Source organism: Clostridium felsineum DSM 794, from assembly GCF_002006355.2.
Taxonomy (GTDB): Bacteria; Bacillota; Clostridia; order Clostridiales; family Clostridiaceae; genus Clostridium_S; species Clostridium_S felsineum.
On the sequence record NZ_CP096981.1, the window covers coordinates 120,404 to 136,313 of the forward strand.

General features: G+C 29.8%; 17 protein-coding genes, 1 pseudogene and 1 riboswitch. Of the genes and pseudogenes, 10 read left to right on the forward strand and 8 right to left on the reverse strand.

The window, feature by feature from the left end:
* The 3 genes from CLFE_RS23060 (at window position 1) to CLFE_RS23070 (ending at window position 2,327) form a co-directional block, all read left to right on the forward strand.
* Window positions 1–249, forward strand: coding sequence for a hypothetical protein (locus CLFE_RS23060; RefSeq protein ID WP_077893126.1), 249 nt, complete (start codon window positions 1–3; stop codon window positions 247–249).
* Window positions 233–1,462: a hypothetical protein gene (locus CLFE_RS23065; protein WP_077893125.1), complete on the forward strand. Its 1,230-nt coding sequence runs from the start codon at window positions 233–235 to the stop codon at window positions 1,460–1,462. The genes CLFE_RS23060 and CLFE_RS23065 overlap by 17 nt, the downstream gene beginning before the upstream one ends.
* 97 nt (window positions 1,463–1,559) lie before the next feature.
* Window positions 1,560–2,327: a sigma-70 family RNA polymerase sigma factor gene (locus CLFE_RS23070; RefSeq protein ID WP_250944830.1), complete on the forward strand. Its 768-nt coding sequence runs from the start codon at window positions 1,560–1,562 to the stop codon at window positions 2,325–2,327.
* Between the two features lie 169 nt (window positions 2,328–2,496).
* On the opposite strand, the gene CLFE_RS23075 is transcribed toward CLFE_RS23070, so the two are convergent.
* The 6 genes from CLFE_RS23075 to adhE form a co-directional block, all read right to left on the reverse strand.
* Window positions 2,497–3,882, reverse strand: coding sequence for an RICIN domain-containing protein (locus CLFE_RS23075; RefSeq protein ID WP_077893123.1), 1,386 nt, complete (start codon window positions 3,880–3,882; stop codon window positions 2,497–2,499).
* Window positions 3,883–4,160: 278 nt separating this feature from the next.
* Window positions 4,161–4,499: a hypothetical protein gene (locus CLFE_RS23080; protein ID WP_077893122.1), complete on the reverse strand. Its 339-nt coding sequence runs from the start codon at window positions 4,497–4,499 to the stop codon at window positions 4,161–4,163.
* Window positions 4,492–5,721 (reverse strand): Alp7A family actin-like protein, encoded by a 1,230-nt coding sequence (locus CLFE_RS23085; RefSeq protein WP_077893121.1) that lies wholly within the window; start codon window positions 5,719–5,721, stop codon window positions 4,492–4,494. Before CLFE_RS23085 ends, CLFE_RS23080 begins: the two co-directional genes overlap by 8 nt.
* A 179-nt stretch (window positions 5,722–5,900) precedes the next feature.
* A complete protein-coding gene (locus CLFE_RS23090; RefSeq protein WP_077893120.1) occupies window positions 5,901–6,299 on the reverse strand; it encodes a hypothetical protein in 399 nt (132 codons plus the stop codon).
* Between the two features lie 4 nt (window positions 6,300–6,303).
* Window positions 6,304–6,537 (reverse strand): hypothetical protein, encoded by a 234-nt coding sequence (locus CLFE_RS23095; RefSeq protein ID WP_077893119.1) that lies wholly within the window; start codon window positions 6,535–6,537, stop codon window positions 6,304–6,306.
* A 174-nt stretch (window positions 6,538–6,711) separates the two neighbouring features.
* Window positions 6,712–9,288 carry a bifunctional acetaldehyde-CoA/alcohol dehydrogenase gene (adhE, locus tag CLFE_RS23100; protein WP_077893118.1) on the reverse strand — a complete coding sequence of 859 codons (2,577 nt, stop codon included), beginning with the start codon at window positions 9,286–9,288 and terminating at the stop codon, window positions 6,712–6,714.
* A 640-nt stretch (window positions 9,289–9,928) separates the two neighbouring features.
* Between adhE and CLFE_RS23105 the strand changes: the two genes are divergently transcribed.
* The 3 genes from CLFE_RS23105 to CLFE_RS23115 all read left to right on the forward strand — a co-directional run bounded on the left by CLFE_RS23105 (window position 9,929) and on the right by CLFE_RS23115 (window position 12,614).
* Window positions 9,929–10,813 (forward strand): EamA family transporter, encoded by an 885-nt coding sequence (locus tag CLFE_RS23105; protein ID WP_077893117.1) that lies wholly within the window; start codon window positions 9,929–9,931, stop codon window positions 10,811–10,813.
* A 142-nt stretch (window positions 10,814–10,955) separates the two neighbouring features.
* The gene (locus tag CLFE_RS23110; protein ID WP_077893116.1) at window positions 10,956–11,213 is read left to right on the forward strand and encodes a hypothetical protein; all 258 of its coding nucleotides are present in this window, start codon (window positions 10,956–10,958) and stop codon (window positions 11,211–11,213) included.
* A 228-nt stretch (window positions 11,214–11,441) separates the two neighbouring features.
* Window positions 11,442–12,614: a MerR family transcriptional regulator gene (locus CLFE_RS23115; RefSeq protein WP_077893115.1), complete on the forward strand. Its 1,173-nt coding sequence runs from the start codon at window positions 11,442–11,444 to the stop codon at window positions 12,612–12,614.
* Window positions 12,615–12,751: 137 nt separating this feature from the next.
* On the opposite strand, the gene CLFE_RS23120 is transcribed toward CLFE_RS23115, so the two are convergent.
* Entirely contained in the window at window positions 12,752–13,042 is a 291-nt protein-coding gene (locus tag CLFE_RS23120) for a hypothetical protein (protein ID WP_077853488.1), read from the reverse strand.
* A 189-nt stretch (window positions 13,043–13,231) separates the two neighbouring features.
* Here CLFE_RS23120 and CLFE_RS23125 point away from each other — a divergent pair, with 189 nt between their 5' ends.
* The 4 genes from CLFE_RS23125 to CLFE_RS24515 all read left to right on the forward strand — a co-directional run bounded on the left by CLFE_RS23125 (window position 13,232) and on the right by CLFE_RS24515 (window position 15,308).
* Window positions 13,232–13,819, forward strand: coding sequence for a LysE family transporter (locus CLFE_RS23125; protein WP_077893114.1), 588 nt, complete (start codon window positions 13,232–13,234; stop codon window positions 13,817–13,819).
* Between the two features lie 5 nt (window positions 13,820–13,824).
* Window positions 13,825–14,199, forward strand: a complete 375-nt coding sequence (locus CLFE_RS23130) for a winged helix-turn-helix transcriptional regulator (protein ID WP_077893113.1) — start codon at window positions 13,825–13,827, stop codon at window positions 14,197–14,199.
* Between the two features lie 18 nt (window positions 14,200–14,217).
* Window positions 14,218–14,631, forward strand: a complete 414-nt coding sequence (locus CLFE_RS23135; RefSeq protein WP_077893112.1) for a GNAT family N-acetyltransferase — start codon at window positions 14,218–14,220, stop codon at window positions 14,629–14,631.
* A 148-nt stretch (window positions 14,632–14,779) separates the two neighbouring features.
* Window positions 14,780–14,967: riboswitch (M-box (ykoK) riboswitch) on the forward strand.
* 185 nt (window positions 14,968–15,152) lie between these two features.
* Complete coding sequence (locus CLFE_RS24515) at window positions 15,153–15,308, forward strand: cation-transporting P-type ATPase (RefSeq protein WP_077893111.1); 156 nt, start codon at window positions 15,153–15,155, stop codon at window positions 15,306–15,308.
* Between the two features lie 67 nt (window positions 15,309–15,375).
* On the opposite strand, the pseudogene CLFE_RS24410 reads toward CLFE_RS24515, so the two are convergent.
* Window positions 15,376–15,834 (reverse strand): annotated as a pseudogene (locus tag CLFE_RS24410) (Tn3 family transposase); the annotation flags it as partial.
* Window positions 15,835–15,910: the final 76 nt, after the last annotated feature.

Consider the following 15,910-nt stretch of genomic DNA (forward strand, 5'->3'; position numbering starts at 1 on the left):
ATGATATATCCAATAGGTTTTAGAAGAAATAATAGGTATAGAGGACCTATAGAAAGTATTAAACAAACTGAAAATGTTAATGAACTTGTGATCAACATAAACACTTTATATGAAGCCTTCAATAAACTTGAGAATAGTGCTTCAGAAATGCAAACATTAGCTTTTACTAATAATATAAACGAACTTCAAAAATTTAAAAACAGTATATCAAATTTAATGGAGGTAATGAAATATGGAACCTTTAAATAAGCTTCCTTCAATAAAGAAAAAAAATATAGGCTATAGAACAGTAACAGACAGCGCTCAGATTAATGATCTTCAAAATGAAGCTGTTAGCGATATATATTATCTTTTTAATAGAGCTAATAACCTAGAAAAAATCTTAAATGAAACCAAGGACATAATTAATATAGAAAATAAGTATCTCATATTAAGGTTAAAGGATATGGAAAATAAACTGGCAGTAATAACTGATAAATACCTTAATTTAAGTAGCACAGATAAGATTAAAACTTTAAATCTATATCCAGATGACTGCTACATTGAAGAGAGCTCTTCTCCTGCATTTATAGATTTAGAAAATATGGATATAACCTTGAATATGAATTCTAGTACTTCAAAGATTAATATTTATGATGATAATTTTAAAACATCAATAGTACCTGAAAGCCTTAAGGTAGAAGTATATCCAATAGCTGATAATAAAAGTATTTTTGATAACAGTGTAATTAATGCCTTTAAAAAGGAAAGTAATTCATATTGGATTAGAAAAGTTATAACAGACAATTCTGTAAGTGAGGTTAATTGTACAATGACCATAACACTTCCTTATAGCACTATGATTTTACCTACTCTAAATACTATAATAATTAAACCCTATCCTAGTGGTTCTGTAGATATTACAAATGTAGAATACAGCTTAGATGGAGATTTTGTTACATTACCTGCCTTCCAAAACTACAACAGAGATTTAAATCTTCAGTGCAGCACTGTGTTTGGTGATTCTTATGATACAAATGCTTTAAATGAAGTTCCAAGTGTAAAGTTTAATTTTAAAGAACTTAATGCCACTAAAATTAGAATATCCTTTAAGCAAAAACACTATGTGGATTCAGAAAATGGAGGTAGGATTTTTTATATTGGAGCCAAGAATATAGAAGTTTTAAATTGTAAATATACTGATGACTACTCTATATTTTATTCTAAGGCTGACTTTTCAGGAGAAACAGGTTCAATACAGTTAAATGATATTAATTTGGTATTAAATAATTGTAATGAAGTTAATAATAATCAATTTGAAACCAGTTTGTACTATGTAGATGATAATAATATTTCTCATATAATTAATGATAAGCTGCCATGTACAATTCCTACTAAGCAAATACTTATCAAAAGTAAGTTATACAATGGGGATATAGTCCCTGATGTAAATAGAATAGCTATTAAATACTCTGTTTTATAAAACTTGAGATATTAAGGATGTTTGTTTCTAAGGAAAGGAATGTAACGCCATGTCACATTATACTATTAACGATTATAAAAAATTGCATCAATATGTATTGGAATACCAGAAAGGAAAAGAAAATTCTGCAAACAGTATAATAGAAGCCTTTGAGAACTTTTTATTAAGCTATGTAAATTGCATTACCTACGGAAATTACAAAACCAATGATTATTCCTTAAAAAGATTTATATCTTTATACGCAAAAAAAGGTCTAATAGACTCAAAGACAAAAACTGAATTTAAAGAACAAATGGATTATACCGTAAATAAAATTCAAAAAATGTTTTCTCAATATAGTCAGGAGGAACTAAAAAATGAGCTTATAGTAACACTTTTATCTATGGCTAAAAAGTATAAGGATTATAGTAGACCAAGTTTTCATAATTATGTAGATAAATGCTTTCACTACGAGGCTTATCGCTCTTTAAAAGTACTCATAAAAGACCCTATTTCAAGAATTAATAACGATGAGTTTGTAGAAAATATGTACAAAAATGATAACTATTATGATGCCTTTGAGAATTCTATTATTGAAATTAATTATAAACTTTCTTTAGAAAAAGCTTTATCAAAGACTGGTAATAAAAATTTATCCCCTTTTGATTTGGAATCTATTGATAGCAATTGGGTAAATGGTATTACTTGCAATGAAATCTTTAGCTGCCTAACTCCTTTTGAAAGAGTAATAATTAAAGCTCATTACATAGGAAAGGAAACAGATAATGCGATAGCTACAAAATATGGAGTATGCAGAGCAACTATAAATAGAAAAAGATTAAGCGCAAAGCGTAAGTTATCTGATAAGCTTCATTTTAATTTATAAGTAAGTGTGTCAAATGCGACATGAATGAAAAATTAGATTTTCATCAACGTTAATATATATGTATAAGAATGAGCCATTTAGTGTATGATATTTCACCTAAAGGGCTCATTCCTGTATGTTTTTTATTTAATAAGGTTTACCTAACTTTTGATACATAATTACATCATCACTAATTTGCAGCTTCAAATGTCCACAACTGATTATTGTTTCCATTATAAGACCACTGACATACATTTGTACCATCAGCAGTACTAGCATTAGAATCATCTAATACCTTAGTTTGATCACTACTCTTAGTTGCAATAGCATATGCACCATTTGTTGATGAAGCTTTAATAGAAACTCTTTGAGCATCACCTGCATATGCATTATAGATTTGAATCTTTGTGCCATCTTTATTTTCACCATAAGATATATCAAGCATATAGTCACCTAATGCACTTTTTAATGTTACATAACCATCTCCTACATTTGTTAAATACCACTTTTGACCATTAGCTTTTGAGCCTGTACGAAGCTCAACATTTTGTCCTGCTTTTCCTATATTATCTGCAACTTGAAGATATTTTTGAGCATTGACATTTTTAATGTAATACCAGCCATCCTTTAAGGTTACAGTACTTCCCATAGTAGTATTATTTCCACCATTATTATTAGGAGATTGATTTGCTGGGAATGCTAACTGAAGGAAATTCCACATAGCAGGTCTCCATACACTGCCATCATGGCCGCCACCTTGAACTGACAACCAATAATGAGGAATGCCATGAGCAACGCAGTAATTATGTGTAGCTAAATTTGGAGGATAGAAGCCATCCCAATCTGAAGTTCCACATGAAAGAAGTAAGGTTTTAAGCTTCTGTTTTGCCTCAGCTCCGTTATTTGGGAACATATTTGCATCTGAAGGGTGATTGAAGGGTGTTGCAGAAGATGGACAAATATGATGGAAGGTATCCAAATGTCCAAGTCCTTCAGCAAAGGTTACTCCACCACCCATAGAATAGCCATAAAGTCCACGATGATCAGCATCAGCAATAATTGGATAATGAGATTCTGCGTAAGGCATAACAGCATTAAATAATTCTTGATGAGAATCAACATTATTATTGTCCATAGCTACTATAATAACTGGTTGGATTTTTCCCTCACCAATAAGATTATCAGCTAAAGTACTAGCACCTACACACCAACTGTCGAATATAGTTGATGGCCATGAATTTACACCGTGAATTGCATATATTACAGGATATTTTGTTGTTGAATTATATCCTGGAGGTGTATATACTACCATCTTTCTTGTACTCTTAGTTACTGGTGAGTAGTAATATACATCTTGAACCCTACCAGCTGGATATTGACCACCCTTGTCATACCCTGCTGGTGGCATAGTTGGAAGTGAAGCCACTACTGGATTACTAGCGGATTTTGTTGATTTATATCCTGCAACGTTTACATTAGATGTTGATGATGCTAACGCTGTAAAATTAGTCATTGTAATAGTTTGTGTAAACAAGATAGTGGTAGCTAAACCTAATATTAGTTTTCGCTTTAACATAAATATTACCTCTTTTACAAATAGTTATATGATACATAAAAATCATACCATAATACTTTTTGTAAAACAATATATTTACGTAAAAAAAATTTTTAACAACAAAAAAAACATGTTGATATGCACTAAATTATAATGGCTAAAATTCTTATTTAAACCATGTAATGTTAGTACATATCAACTTTTATAGTAGCTATTATGACATAGTGAGAACAGAAGAATATAAGTAAAAAAATAATATTACAAATTAAAAATTATATATAAAACATTGTATTTGAAGTTTAAAAATCCCATTGATCATTTAAATCTTCTAGAGAAATACCTCCATGAACCTCATCAAAGGACATAACATTCCCCTCTTTTAGTTTTTCATTTTCTTTGTGAGAAGCATTCTGCACAAAATGAACATTATTTAGTTTTGATAATATTAAATCAATATTGTTTGATACCATATCTAACTTAGCTACGATTTCTCTGTTGCTTAAATCTTTTTTTACTAGTTCAATAATATACGGTGTAAGCCTTCTAGATTTGGCCTTTTCATTTAGTAAATCATATATTTCCTTTGGCATTGCTTCGGCATTTAATACCATACGTGGTTTTCTTTTATCATTATTCATTTTTTTCACTAGTTTTATTTGTAGATATTTCTGAAAGTGATAAAAGCTCTAAGGCTGTTAGATTAATAGTTCTAGAAGTAGGTTTAAATACTTCAGAAGCATCATCTGAGAGTAAATCATCAAGGAATATATGGTTTTCTTCTGCCACTTTTTCTGTAACAAACTTTAACAGAGTTTTCTTTATATAAGGCTTTAATACTGGCGCTTCTCCTCCAAAATAAACAAACTTTAGAAGTCTATCAGTTTCTTTAAAGGTATCAAATATTATTGGCACTAGCTTATCAGCATAATCTTGAAGCATTTCTGTAAATTCAGAAGTAAAATCATAGCTTTTTCCGCTGTTTGGATCATCCAGAATATATTTTTGCTTTTTATAATTATTTATTAAAAACTTTTCTATTTGCTTAATGCTAGAGAAGTATTGTAAAACTTTTTCTTTTCTAAAGGTTTCAAGAAAGCCTAAGAAAGGTTCAATATCAATAACCTTAAAGCTATTTCTTTCTTTAGGCGGTGTAAGAGAATCTCCAAGCTTTACGCAATCAATGGAACCTCCTCCAATATCAGAAAGAATAGTTTCACAGTTAGTAAACTTATCAACTATATCATCTCTATGTACTATTTTTATCGAGTTATCTTCCTGAAGCATTTTATATTTTATAGCATAACGCGCAACTTCGCTTTCAATTTTACATACAGAATGTTTAACTGTAATATTGATAACTCTTTCCATACCCATAGTGAGTACTTTTACTGTATGCTCACCTAAAAAGCGTGTTGCCATTTCATTTTGGGCTACACTAAATTTAGATGCTTTTTTTAGAAGCCAAATAGGCAGCATCATTTTCATATTATCTATTTCAACATCTATTTTTTTATCATCTGTAGAATTTTTCAAGATAGCATAGTAGGCAACAGCTCCAAGAAAATTGGCATAAGGAATAATACTTGTTAATTTATCATTCATTTGATTAACTTGAGTTTTAATTTCGTGACCTTGGGCAAATTCTCCTACAAGATAAAATTTCTCATTTTCTTTTTCACCATTAGAAATCATAAGTCTATCTAGTAGTTCATTTTTCTCTGTTATTGGAGAAACAAACATACCTTCTGCTTTTTTTGAAGAAATTTCAACTATGTTTGTTGGAATTTCAAAGTAATATCCATCTATTAAAAAGTTTCCAGTGCTATTTCCAAAATCTGCATTAAATCTTTCTATATTCATAAACAAACTCCCTTATATTAAATTAAGTGTTACTTAAATAAACTTTAGTTATATTTTATCATAAAATCTATCAAAAACAAAGAGGTTTGTAAAATTAAGTGATACTTAAGTACACTTAAGCCTCTAAATACTAAACTTAAGAATTTTAATAAATAAAACAAAAAATAATGACTGCATTATTAACGGCCATTATTTTTTTGTTCTATATTTCTAGCTTTCATAAAAATACCTTTAGTTATCTCTACAGCAATAGCATCTTTTACATTAAAATTTCGAATAGTATATAATTTAGTTCCAACACTATAAAAATTAGAAAAATTATCAGAATTAGAATCTCTTTCATCATTTGAAAAATGTTCGATTTGTCCAAGCAAGTGTCCAGTGCTAGTAATTTTTTCAGACGTAACAACATAGTTATTTTTTTGATACGTTATCATTTTTTCATATGGCCAACTACTACTTTCATTTTTTGTTCCGATTATATTTCCTATTTGGTTGTTTTTACTTATTCGTGAAATATGCAATACTAAAAATGTAGATAGTATTATACATACAGCTATAACAAAAGCTTTTTTCAAAATATCACTCTTTTCTTACGGTTTTTACAGGTACGTACCTTCTACAATTAGGGCATTTCACATATAATTTAGTAAAAGTGCTAAAAGAATTAAGTGCATTTCCACCAATGTCAAACACATGAAAACATTTTGTGCATTGAAAATTATGCTTTTCATTATATCTGAAATTAGCCAGTGCTGAAATTGGTACTACAACAGCAACAAAAATAAAACCTAAAATAATAAATAGTATTTTCATTTAATAAGTGCCTCCATGCTATAAAAAATAATTTCACATCATTTTATATTTGAGTGGTAAAACATTATAATTTTAAATTAATTATATCATTTATTAATTTTGCTTCACTAACTACCAGTAAAATATGTATAGAAGAAAACACCAGATTTGCTTACACAAATCTGGTGTTTTTTTCTAGAAAGCTTTTGTATATATATCTTTAAGTTCACTTATAAGTGGGTATCTAGGGTTTGCTGCTGTACACTGATCATCATAGGCAAGTTCAGACATTTTATCTAATGTAAGAAAGAACGCTTTTTTATCAATTCCAATTTCACTTATATTCTTAGGAAGATTTATTTCTTTCTTTAAGTCTGTAATAGCCTTTATTAATGAAGCAATTTTTTCATCATCATTACTACCTTTTAAATTTAAATATTCTGCAATTTCAGCATACTTTTTCTTTGCATTAGGATATTTATATTGAGGAAATGCCGCTTGCTTTGTTGGACAATCTGTTGCATTATATTTAATAACTTCTTCAATTAGTACACCGCATGCAACTCCGTGAGCAACATGATGCATTGCTCCAAGTTTATGAGCCATGGAATGACATATACCCAAAAAGGCATTGGCAAAAGCAGTTCCTGCTATATTAGATGCATGTGCCATTTTTTCTCTAGCCTCAACATCTGTTTTTCCATTTTTATAAGCTATAGGTAAATATTTAAATATCATTTTTATAGCTCTTAAGGCTAATGCATCAGTATAGTCAGTTGCCATAGTTGAGACGTAGGCTTCTATGGCATGAACTAAAGCATCTATTCCTGTTGCCGCAGTTAAACCTTTAGGCATGTTCATCATCAGTTCAGTATCGATTATTGCCATATTAGGTGTTAATTCATAAGAAGTTAAAGGATATTTCATTCCCGTTTTATCATCAGTTATAACTGCAAAAGGTGTTACCTCAGATCCAGTACCAGCAGTTGTAGGTATTGCTACTGAAACTGCCTTTTTTCCCAATTTAGGAAAATCACATATTCTTTTTCTTATATCTAAAAATCTTATAGCTAAATTTTCAATTTCTGCTTCTGGGTATTCATATAATAAGTGCATTATCTTTGCTGCATCCATTGCAGATCCACCGCCGATAGATATTATAACATCTGGTTCAAAGCTAAGCATTTGTTTTGCACCAGCCTTTGCGGAGCTAATACTTGGATCTGATTTTATATCTGAAAATATGTCGTATTTAATATCTATTTCATCTAAAACCTTTGTGATTTTATTAACATATCCAAGTTTAAAAAGATCTTTATCAGTTACTATGAATGCTCTTTTTCTATTCATATCCTTTAATTCTTTTAATGCAAATGAAAGACAACCATATTTAAAATATATTTTTTGAGGTACTTTGAACCAAAGCATATTCTCCCTTCTTTCAGCAACACTTTTAATATTTAATAAATGTCTAGGTGTTACATTTTCTGATATAGAATTTCCGCCCCAGGTACCACATCCCAATGTAAATGAAGGTGCTATAGCGAAATTATAAAAATCTCCACTTGCCCCTTGTGAAGAAGGCATATTAATAAACGTTCTTGAGGTTTTCATTGCGAGTCCAAACTTTTCAACCTTTTCTTTATTGTTTTCAGCATCTATATACAAAGAAGAAGTATGACCATTTCCACCTAAATATGCAAGTCTTTCTGCTTTTTTTAGAGCTTCATCAAAATCCTTAACATTATACAAGGCTAAAACTGGTGATAATTTTTCGTGTGAAAATAATTCCTCTCTTTCCACAGATTGAACTTCTCCTATTAAAACCTTTGTAGCTTGTGGCACTTCAATTCCGGCCATTTTAGCAATTACATACGCTGATTTTCCAACTATGCCAGCATTAATATTTCCATCCTTAAACATAACTTCTTTTACTTTTGCTAACTCATTTTTGTTGAGTATATGGGCTCCTCGCTTTACAAATTCTTCTTTAACATTTTTATATATTGAACTTGGAACTAATACTGATTGTTCAGAAGCACATATTACACCATTATCATAGGTTTTTGATAAAAGTATAGAGCTTACCGCCATATTTATATCTGCACTTTCATCGATTATTGCCGGAGTATTTCCAGCTCCAACACCAATTGCAGGTTTACCTGATGAATAGGCAGCCTTAACCATTGAAGGTCCCCCTGTTGCTAAAACTATATCAGCTTCATTCATTAATTCTTGGGAAAGTCCTATTGAGGGTTCATCTATCCACCCTATTATATCTTTAGGTGCTCCTGCTTTAACAGCTGCATCTAAAATTAATTTTGCAGCAGTAATAGTTGATTTTTTTGCACGTGGATGAGGTGAAAACAAAATTGCATTTCTTGTTTTTAAAGAAATCAGTGATTTGAAAATTGTTGTAGATGTTGGATTGGTAGTAGGAATTATAGCAGCTACAACTCCAATAGGTTCTGCAACTTTTGATATACCTAAACCCTCATCATGTTCTATTACTCCACAGGTTTTTTCGTTTTTATATTTGTTATATATATATTCTGCTGCAAAATGATTTTTTATAATTTTATCTTCCACAAGACCGATTCCTGTTTCTTCTACTGCTAATTTTGATAAAGTTATTCTCTCCTTGGCAGCAGCTATAGCACATTGTTTGAAAATTTCATCTACTTGTTCTTGGGTATATTCTGCGAATTTTTTTTGAGCTTCTCTTAATTGATCTAATTTTTGTTTTAGCTCCTTTGAATTTGTAACTTTCATTAATATACACCTCTTTTATAAAATTTTTATAGTAGTTTGATATTTAACAAACTACTATACAGAAAACTAAATGTTTTCCATAATAAACTCTAGTATTTTATAAATTGTGACTTATAGTTTTATTATATTTTGATATTATAAATACAATAAAATATTGATATATCAATGATTTACGCGTTTTTATTGAAAAACTATATAGTTATATAGCTCATTTTTATTTACAATCATAGTATATGACACCAATTTTATATTGTCAAACATTTAACAATGCCTTTTGAAATTGGTCTGACCAATAGACCAGTTTCAAGGCAGATTAGCTAGTCCTAGCAATTGTATGCTCAAGTTTATGAAAGATTAAATAATAGTACGCAAAAAATTAAAAATATAATTGCTAACTATATTTTAATTTCTTTTTTATGATTAAACATTAAATTCATCTAGAATAATCATAGTATTGAATTTTATATTGTAAGAAGTGAACTACTTGACAACTTATATTATAGCTTTTATACTATACTAGAATTAAATAATAAAATCACATTTAGATGTGGACTTTTCTAGAGAAATCTATTTTCGCCACACAATTATCAGTTTTGATAGTTGTGTGGTTTTTTACGTTTAATTGAAAGGGGCAATAATTTTGAAAAATTGGCATTATGCATTACTTGTTTTTTTAGGAGGTTGTTGCTATGGAATATTATCGACCTTTGTAAAGCTTGCTTATTCGGTAGGCTTCTCACCATCAGAGGTAACAGGCAGCCAGTATTTTTTAGGAACTATACTTATTTGGAGTGCCGTTTTATTTACAAAAAAGAAGAAATTAAATTTAAAACAAATTTTAAAGATTATGATGTGTGGAATTCCGTTTGGACTAACAGGTATATTTTATTATCATTCTCTTAAAACCCTCAATGCTTCACTGGCAATAATTTTCTTATTTCAATTTGTTTGGATTGGTGCTTTATTTGATTGGATATTCAATAAGAAAAAACCTGGAAAACAAAAGCTAGTATCTATAATTATTTTGTTGATAGGCTCTTTTTTAGCTGCAAATATATTTGTACAAAAGAATTACACTTTTTCACTTGAAGGAACAATCTTTGGAATACTTGCGGCTTTATCCTACACAACCTTTATATTTTTTAGCAGTTCAGTTGAGAAGGATACTCCACCAGTATTAAAAAGTGCGCTGCTTTCAACAAGTGCTTTAGTAGTTATATTTTTATTGTTTCCACCAAGCTTTTTATTCCATTTTCATATATTACGTGGGCTGATTCCATATGGACTCATATTAGGAATCTTTGGAGTGGTTTTTCCACCGATTTTATTTTCTATTGGAATGCCAAAGGTTGAACCTTCACTAGGAACTATACTACCTGCCTCTGAGCTTCCGGTTGCTACTATAATGTCTTCAATCGTTTTGTCAGAGTATGTAAATCCATCTCAGTGGTTTGGAGTACTACTTATATTGATTGGAATTATAGTGGGTAATGTGGTTTATGAAAGAAAGGCTGTTGAAGCTTAATTATAAATTTACACTGTTTAATAAGTAATACAACCATAATATATAGTAATGAATTTTTATAGAGTACAGCTTTCACAAATTTCTTTAAAAATCATACACTGTAATAGTACGTTAATTTATAGCAGTTATGGAGGTTAATTTTATGGTTCGCTTACCATTAAACAGCAATGAGAGTGTTAAAATTACTGCATTTCCTCAAACTATAACTATATCAAATTCAAATACCCAATTAGTTGCTAATTATACAATTACAACTTCTCGTGGTGTTATTGAGGTTTTTGATTTAAGACCTGGCCAAACTAAAGAATATCGTGTTGAGAAAGGTCCTTGTACCATTCTAAATATTACTCCTGTTCATAACAATCTCCACGTAGTAATTATTGTTGAATATAGCTTATAATTTTTATAAAGGAATGAAGTATATTTTTTAAATGACCACTAAATATTAAACAAATAAGTTTAATATTTAGTGGTCATTTTATTGATAAAAAATGTTATTTCTATATTATTATTCATAAAAAGTATTGACCATAACACAGTGTCATAGTGTAATATAAAAAATATAGTAAAGCTCATTGTCGGCAAAAGCTTATTATAAAAAGTCTAAAATCAAAGTTGGAGGTAAAAAATGAGAACAATAAAAGAAGTTTCAGATTTAACAGGCATAAGTGTGCGGATGTTACATTATTACGATAAAATCGATCTTTTAAAACCAAGCAAATTAACAGATAAAGGTTACAGACTTTATGACACTGAAGCTCTTTTAATGCTGCAGCAAATTTTATTTTTCAAAGAGCTAGATTTGTCATTAAAAGAAATAAAAGAAATTATAAGTACTCCCAACTTTGATAAAAAACAGGCACTAATAAATCAACAAAAACTACTTACTTTAAAGCGAGATAGATTAAATGATTTAATAGAGCTTGTAAATAAAATCTTAAAAGGGGAAAAGACAATGAGTTTTGAAAAATTTGATATGACAAAGTATTTTAATGCTCTAGAGGAGCTAAAAAAAGAACACCTAAAAGAAATAATAAGTGGTTTTGGCAGCATAGATAAATATAATGACTTTATTGAAAATTTAAAAACTAAGGAAGGTACAGTTGATAAAATTGCTACAATGGCTATAAAGCAGTATGGCAGCATTGAAAAATATGTTGAGGGTATGAAGAAAAATTTTAATAGTGAAGTATTTAGTTTATCAGAAGAGTTTGCTAATTTTAAAAAGGCTTTTCTTGAAGACAGTCACCCTAAATTAAAAGAACTATATAAAAAACTTACAGCTGACTTAAGTAAAAATCCTACATCAAAGAAAATTAATCAACTTGCTGAAGAAATAACTAAAATAGTTAAAGAAGATTACAGACTTTTTAAAATGGACTATGGTGACGACCATTGGTACAGCATGATTCAGCTTTTTTTATTATTTCCAGATTGGATAAATAAAGTTGATGAAAAGTACGGTAAGGGTGCTTCTAAATTTATAGGTAAAGCCTTGAAAAACTGTTTAGGCTCAAAACAGCCTGAATTAAAAACATTAAATGAGAAGCTTACAGCAGACTTAAGTAAAGACCCTGCTTCAAAGGAAATTCAAGAAATAGTAAAAAAAATAGTTGAGGAAACACAAAAAGAGCATGAAACCTTTAATATATGCGTAGGTGAAAATTATTGGGAGTATACCTCAGAGCTCTATTTAACAAATACTACTATGATAAAAGCAAATGATATGAAATATGGGAAAAATGCATCTAAATATATGGGAAAAGCTTTAAAAATTTATTGTGAGAATAGATTAACTTAATCATACACTTGTTTTATTTTAAAAATGAAACAGGTACATAAATTTATGGTAAGATAAAAGGTAATTTCAGATTTATAGATTTGAAATTACCTTTTGTTTTAATTATATTTGGTTTAACGAAGCAAAATATATTTGAATTATGCTACAATATAAATTTTTACGCTTGGATCAGCACTCCATAAAGGTTTAAGTCCAACAAACACATCATTTTGGAACATTTCACTGGATAGATATGCCTTTGCATGCTCTACACTATCGAAGCCATGAAGTACTTGAACATCTTCTTCACGAATCAAAAGCTCTTTAGTTAAAGCTCCTTCAATTGTTCTTAAAAAAGGTCCACGATAATCCGTATAAACCTTAGCGGCAGCCTCGCGATTAGCTTCCTCAATTTTCATTGTAATTTCTAAATAGGCATTTACTTTCATAATTTTCCCTCCAATTTTATTATGTAACTCCTTTTATTTGTGGAGCCAGTTATAATTATATTTCTAGTGCTCCAAAATAAAAATATATCCGTAAATTTATGAGTTACTAATAAATTTCATAGTTACTTGTTAATATATTGTAGCGTCTATATTATATAATGTATACTGTTCTAAATATAGGAGGTAAAAATGTCTATATCAGCTTTTTTTATGATGCTAGGATATATGGTGATTTGTTCTTTCACGCCGGGTCCTGGAAACATTCTAGCTCTAAATACCACGACTCAATTTGGCTGGCGAAAAGGGAAAAGACTAATTTGGGGAATTTGCGCAGGATATGTCTGTGTACAGATTATTTGCACTTTAGCAGTATACGGCTTGAATTCTTTTCTTACCCCTGTACTTGATGTGTTAAAATATGTTGGAGGCATATATATGGTTTGGCTGGCAATACAAATTTTTAAAAGTAAGCCTTTAAATGCTGACAATGAAGGGAAAGCATCCTTTAGAGAAGGCTTTTCACTTCAATTTGTAAATGTAAAAATATATTTTTATATTATGACCTTGTTAATGATTTATTTTATTCCATATATCAGTACCTTACCCGGTTTACTTTTTGCAGGTGTAGGAGTTGTTGGTATTGGAAGTATAGCTTGTTTAACCTGGGCATTCCTTGGGCTTAAAATACAAACTCTTTACAAAAAACATCATAAACTTATTAATTTTATATTAAGTTTATTTTTACTGTATTGCGCTTGGGATATTATAAGGGGGTAAATTTAATGTATCAACATAAAATAGCATCGGATATTCGTTGTCCTCTTGAATACGGACTTGAAATTTTCGGTGGAAAGTGGAAATCTCGAATTATATGTGTTTTATCTGAAAAAGGTACTTTACGATATAGTGAAATCAGAAAAGAAATGACAAACATAACAGATGCTGTTTTGGCATCTACTCTTAAGGAATTAATTGCAGATGACATTGTTAATAGAAAGTCTTTTGATGAGATTCCACCACGTGTAGAGTACTGCCTTACGGATAAAGGTATTTCTGTAATTCCTATTTTACAGAGTATTTGCAGCTGGTCTGGGGCTTATCATAAAGAAGATAATGAACATACAATGGCACAATGTAAAAAATGTGACTATAAATAATCAAGGGAGGTATTTATAATAATGATTAACTACACTTATGAAAAAAAGTTCACACAAGATGAGGTACAGCAATTATTTTTATCTGTTGGCTGGGTATCTGGTCAATATCCCAGTAGGTTGTATAAAGCATTAAAGAATTCTTCTACGGTTTTAACCGCTTGGGATGAAAATAAACTAGTAGGGCTTGTGCGTGTGTTAGATGATAGTGAAATGGTAGCATATATGCATTACGTTTTAGTGAATCCAGCTTATCAAGGTCAAAGAATTGCTGGAACAATGATTGAAATGATTAAAGAAAAATATAAGAATTATTTATATATTGAAATTATGCCAGAAGAAAGTAAAAATGCAGCTTTCTATGAGAAATTTGGCTTTAAAATTATGACAGATGGAGTGGCAATGCAGCTTTGCAATTTTAATGATAAATACTAAGTAATTTAAATTGCTAATTATATGATATTATTGCAACAGTTTGTAAAATATGACGTGATTCTACATAGTATTTTTATTTGCTAAATTCAAAAAAGGTTGACATTAATACATATTTACGTATATTATAATAAAGCAAGTTTAAAAATTTAATACTCTTTGTTAGGTGAGGTTACTACATAGATATACGCTACTGCCCAAAAATGTCGAGAGACGCCAATGGGTCAGCAAGTACTGCCGAATTAAGGCTTTATTTAATGTAGCTGACGGCCTTCATATTTTTATGAATGGCTATGTTCAAAGCTGTGTAGTGCTAAAACTAAACGAATGGAGAAAATAGATGTTTTTTTGTGTCGAGCATAAATCTCTTCATTCTTTGTGATGGAGGGATTTTTTTATTTTAAAAATAGGAGGTGGTTACCTATGGACGATGATCCTGAAAATAATATATCTAAAAATAAAATGTTAATTGTTATTAAAGGTAACTACCCTTTAAATAACAATGACTAAGGGAGGCCATTGTTATGGAACTAAAAAACCTTATTAGTAATATTAATTCACCCTATATCGAATTAATTTTCAAAAAATTCAATACCTCATTAAACGGAATAAGTGAAGAAGAAGCTGTAACTAGATTACAAAAATACGGTTTAAATGGGGTACGGCAACGATTCGTGTAAAAAAGACCTCCTACGGGTACAGCCGACATACATGTAAAAACCGGCCACATGATGGAAGTAATATCCATTATATGACCTTTTCTTGTTTCATAGGTATGGAAATAGTCATATCTATTTCCTTTGGTATATTTTTCAAGTCAATCACATAATCACCAAATCGTTTTATGTGTCTAGTAAGATATGGACTAAGCGCTGCTACATCTGACTTGGTAAACTCTACTCCATTAGCTGATAGTTCTTTTAATATATACGTCATGTCCACAACATTTTGAAGTATTACTGCATTGGATACAAGATTATTATATTTAATTCTTTTTTCTTGTTCATCAGGATCATTTTCGGAAATAATGACTTCACCACCGAATGAGAAATATTTAGAAAACCCATTATATTATTCCATTTTATTCGTGGTTGATGTAATCTGTTGACGCATTTCAATATCGGAAATATATTCCAAAAGAAAAATGGTTCGAATTACTCTGCCTAGTTCTCTAAATGCTTGATAGAGCTTGTTTTTATGACTATACTTCATTGTGACAGTTTTCATATAAACCTTGTTTTTGTAGAGTTTATAAGTTTATAAAAACAGTATTTAATGGTAT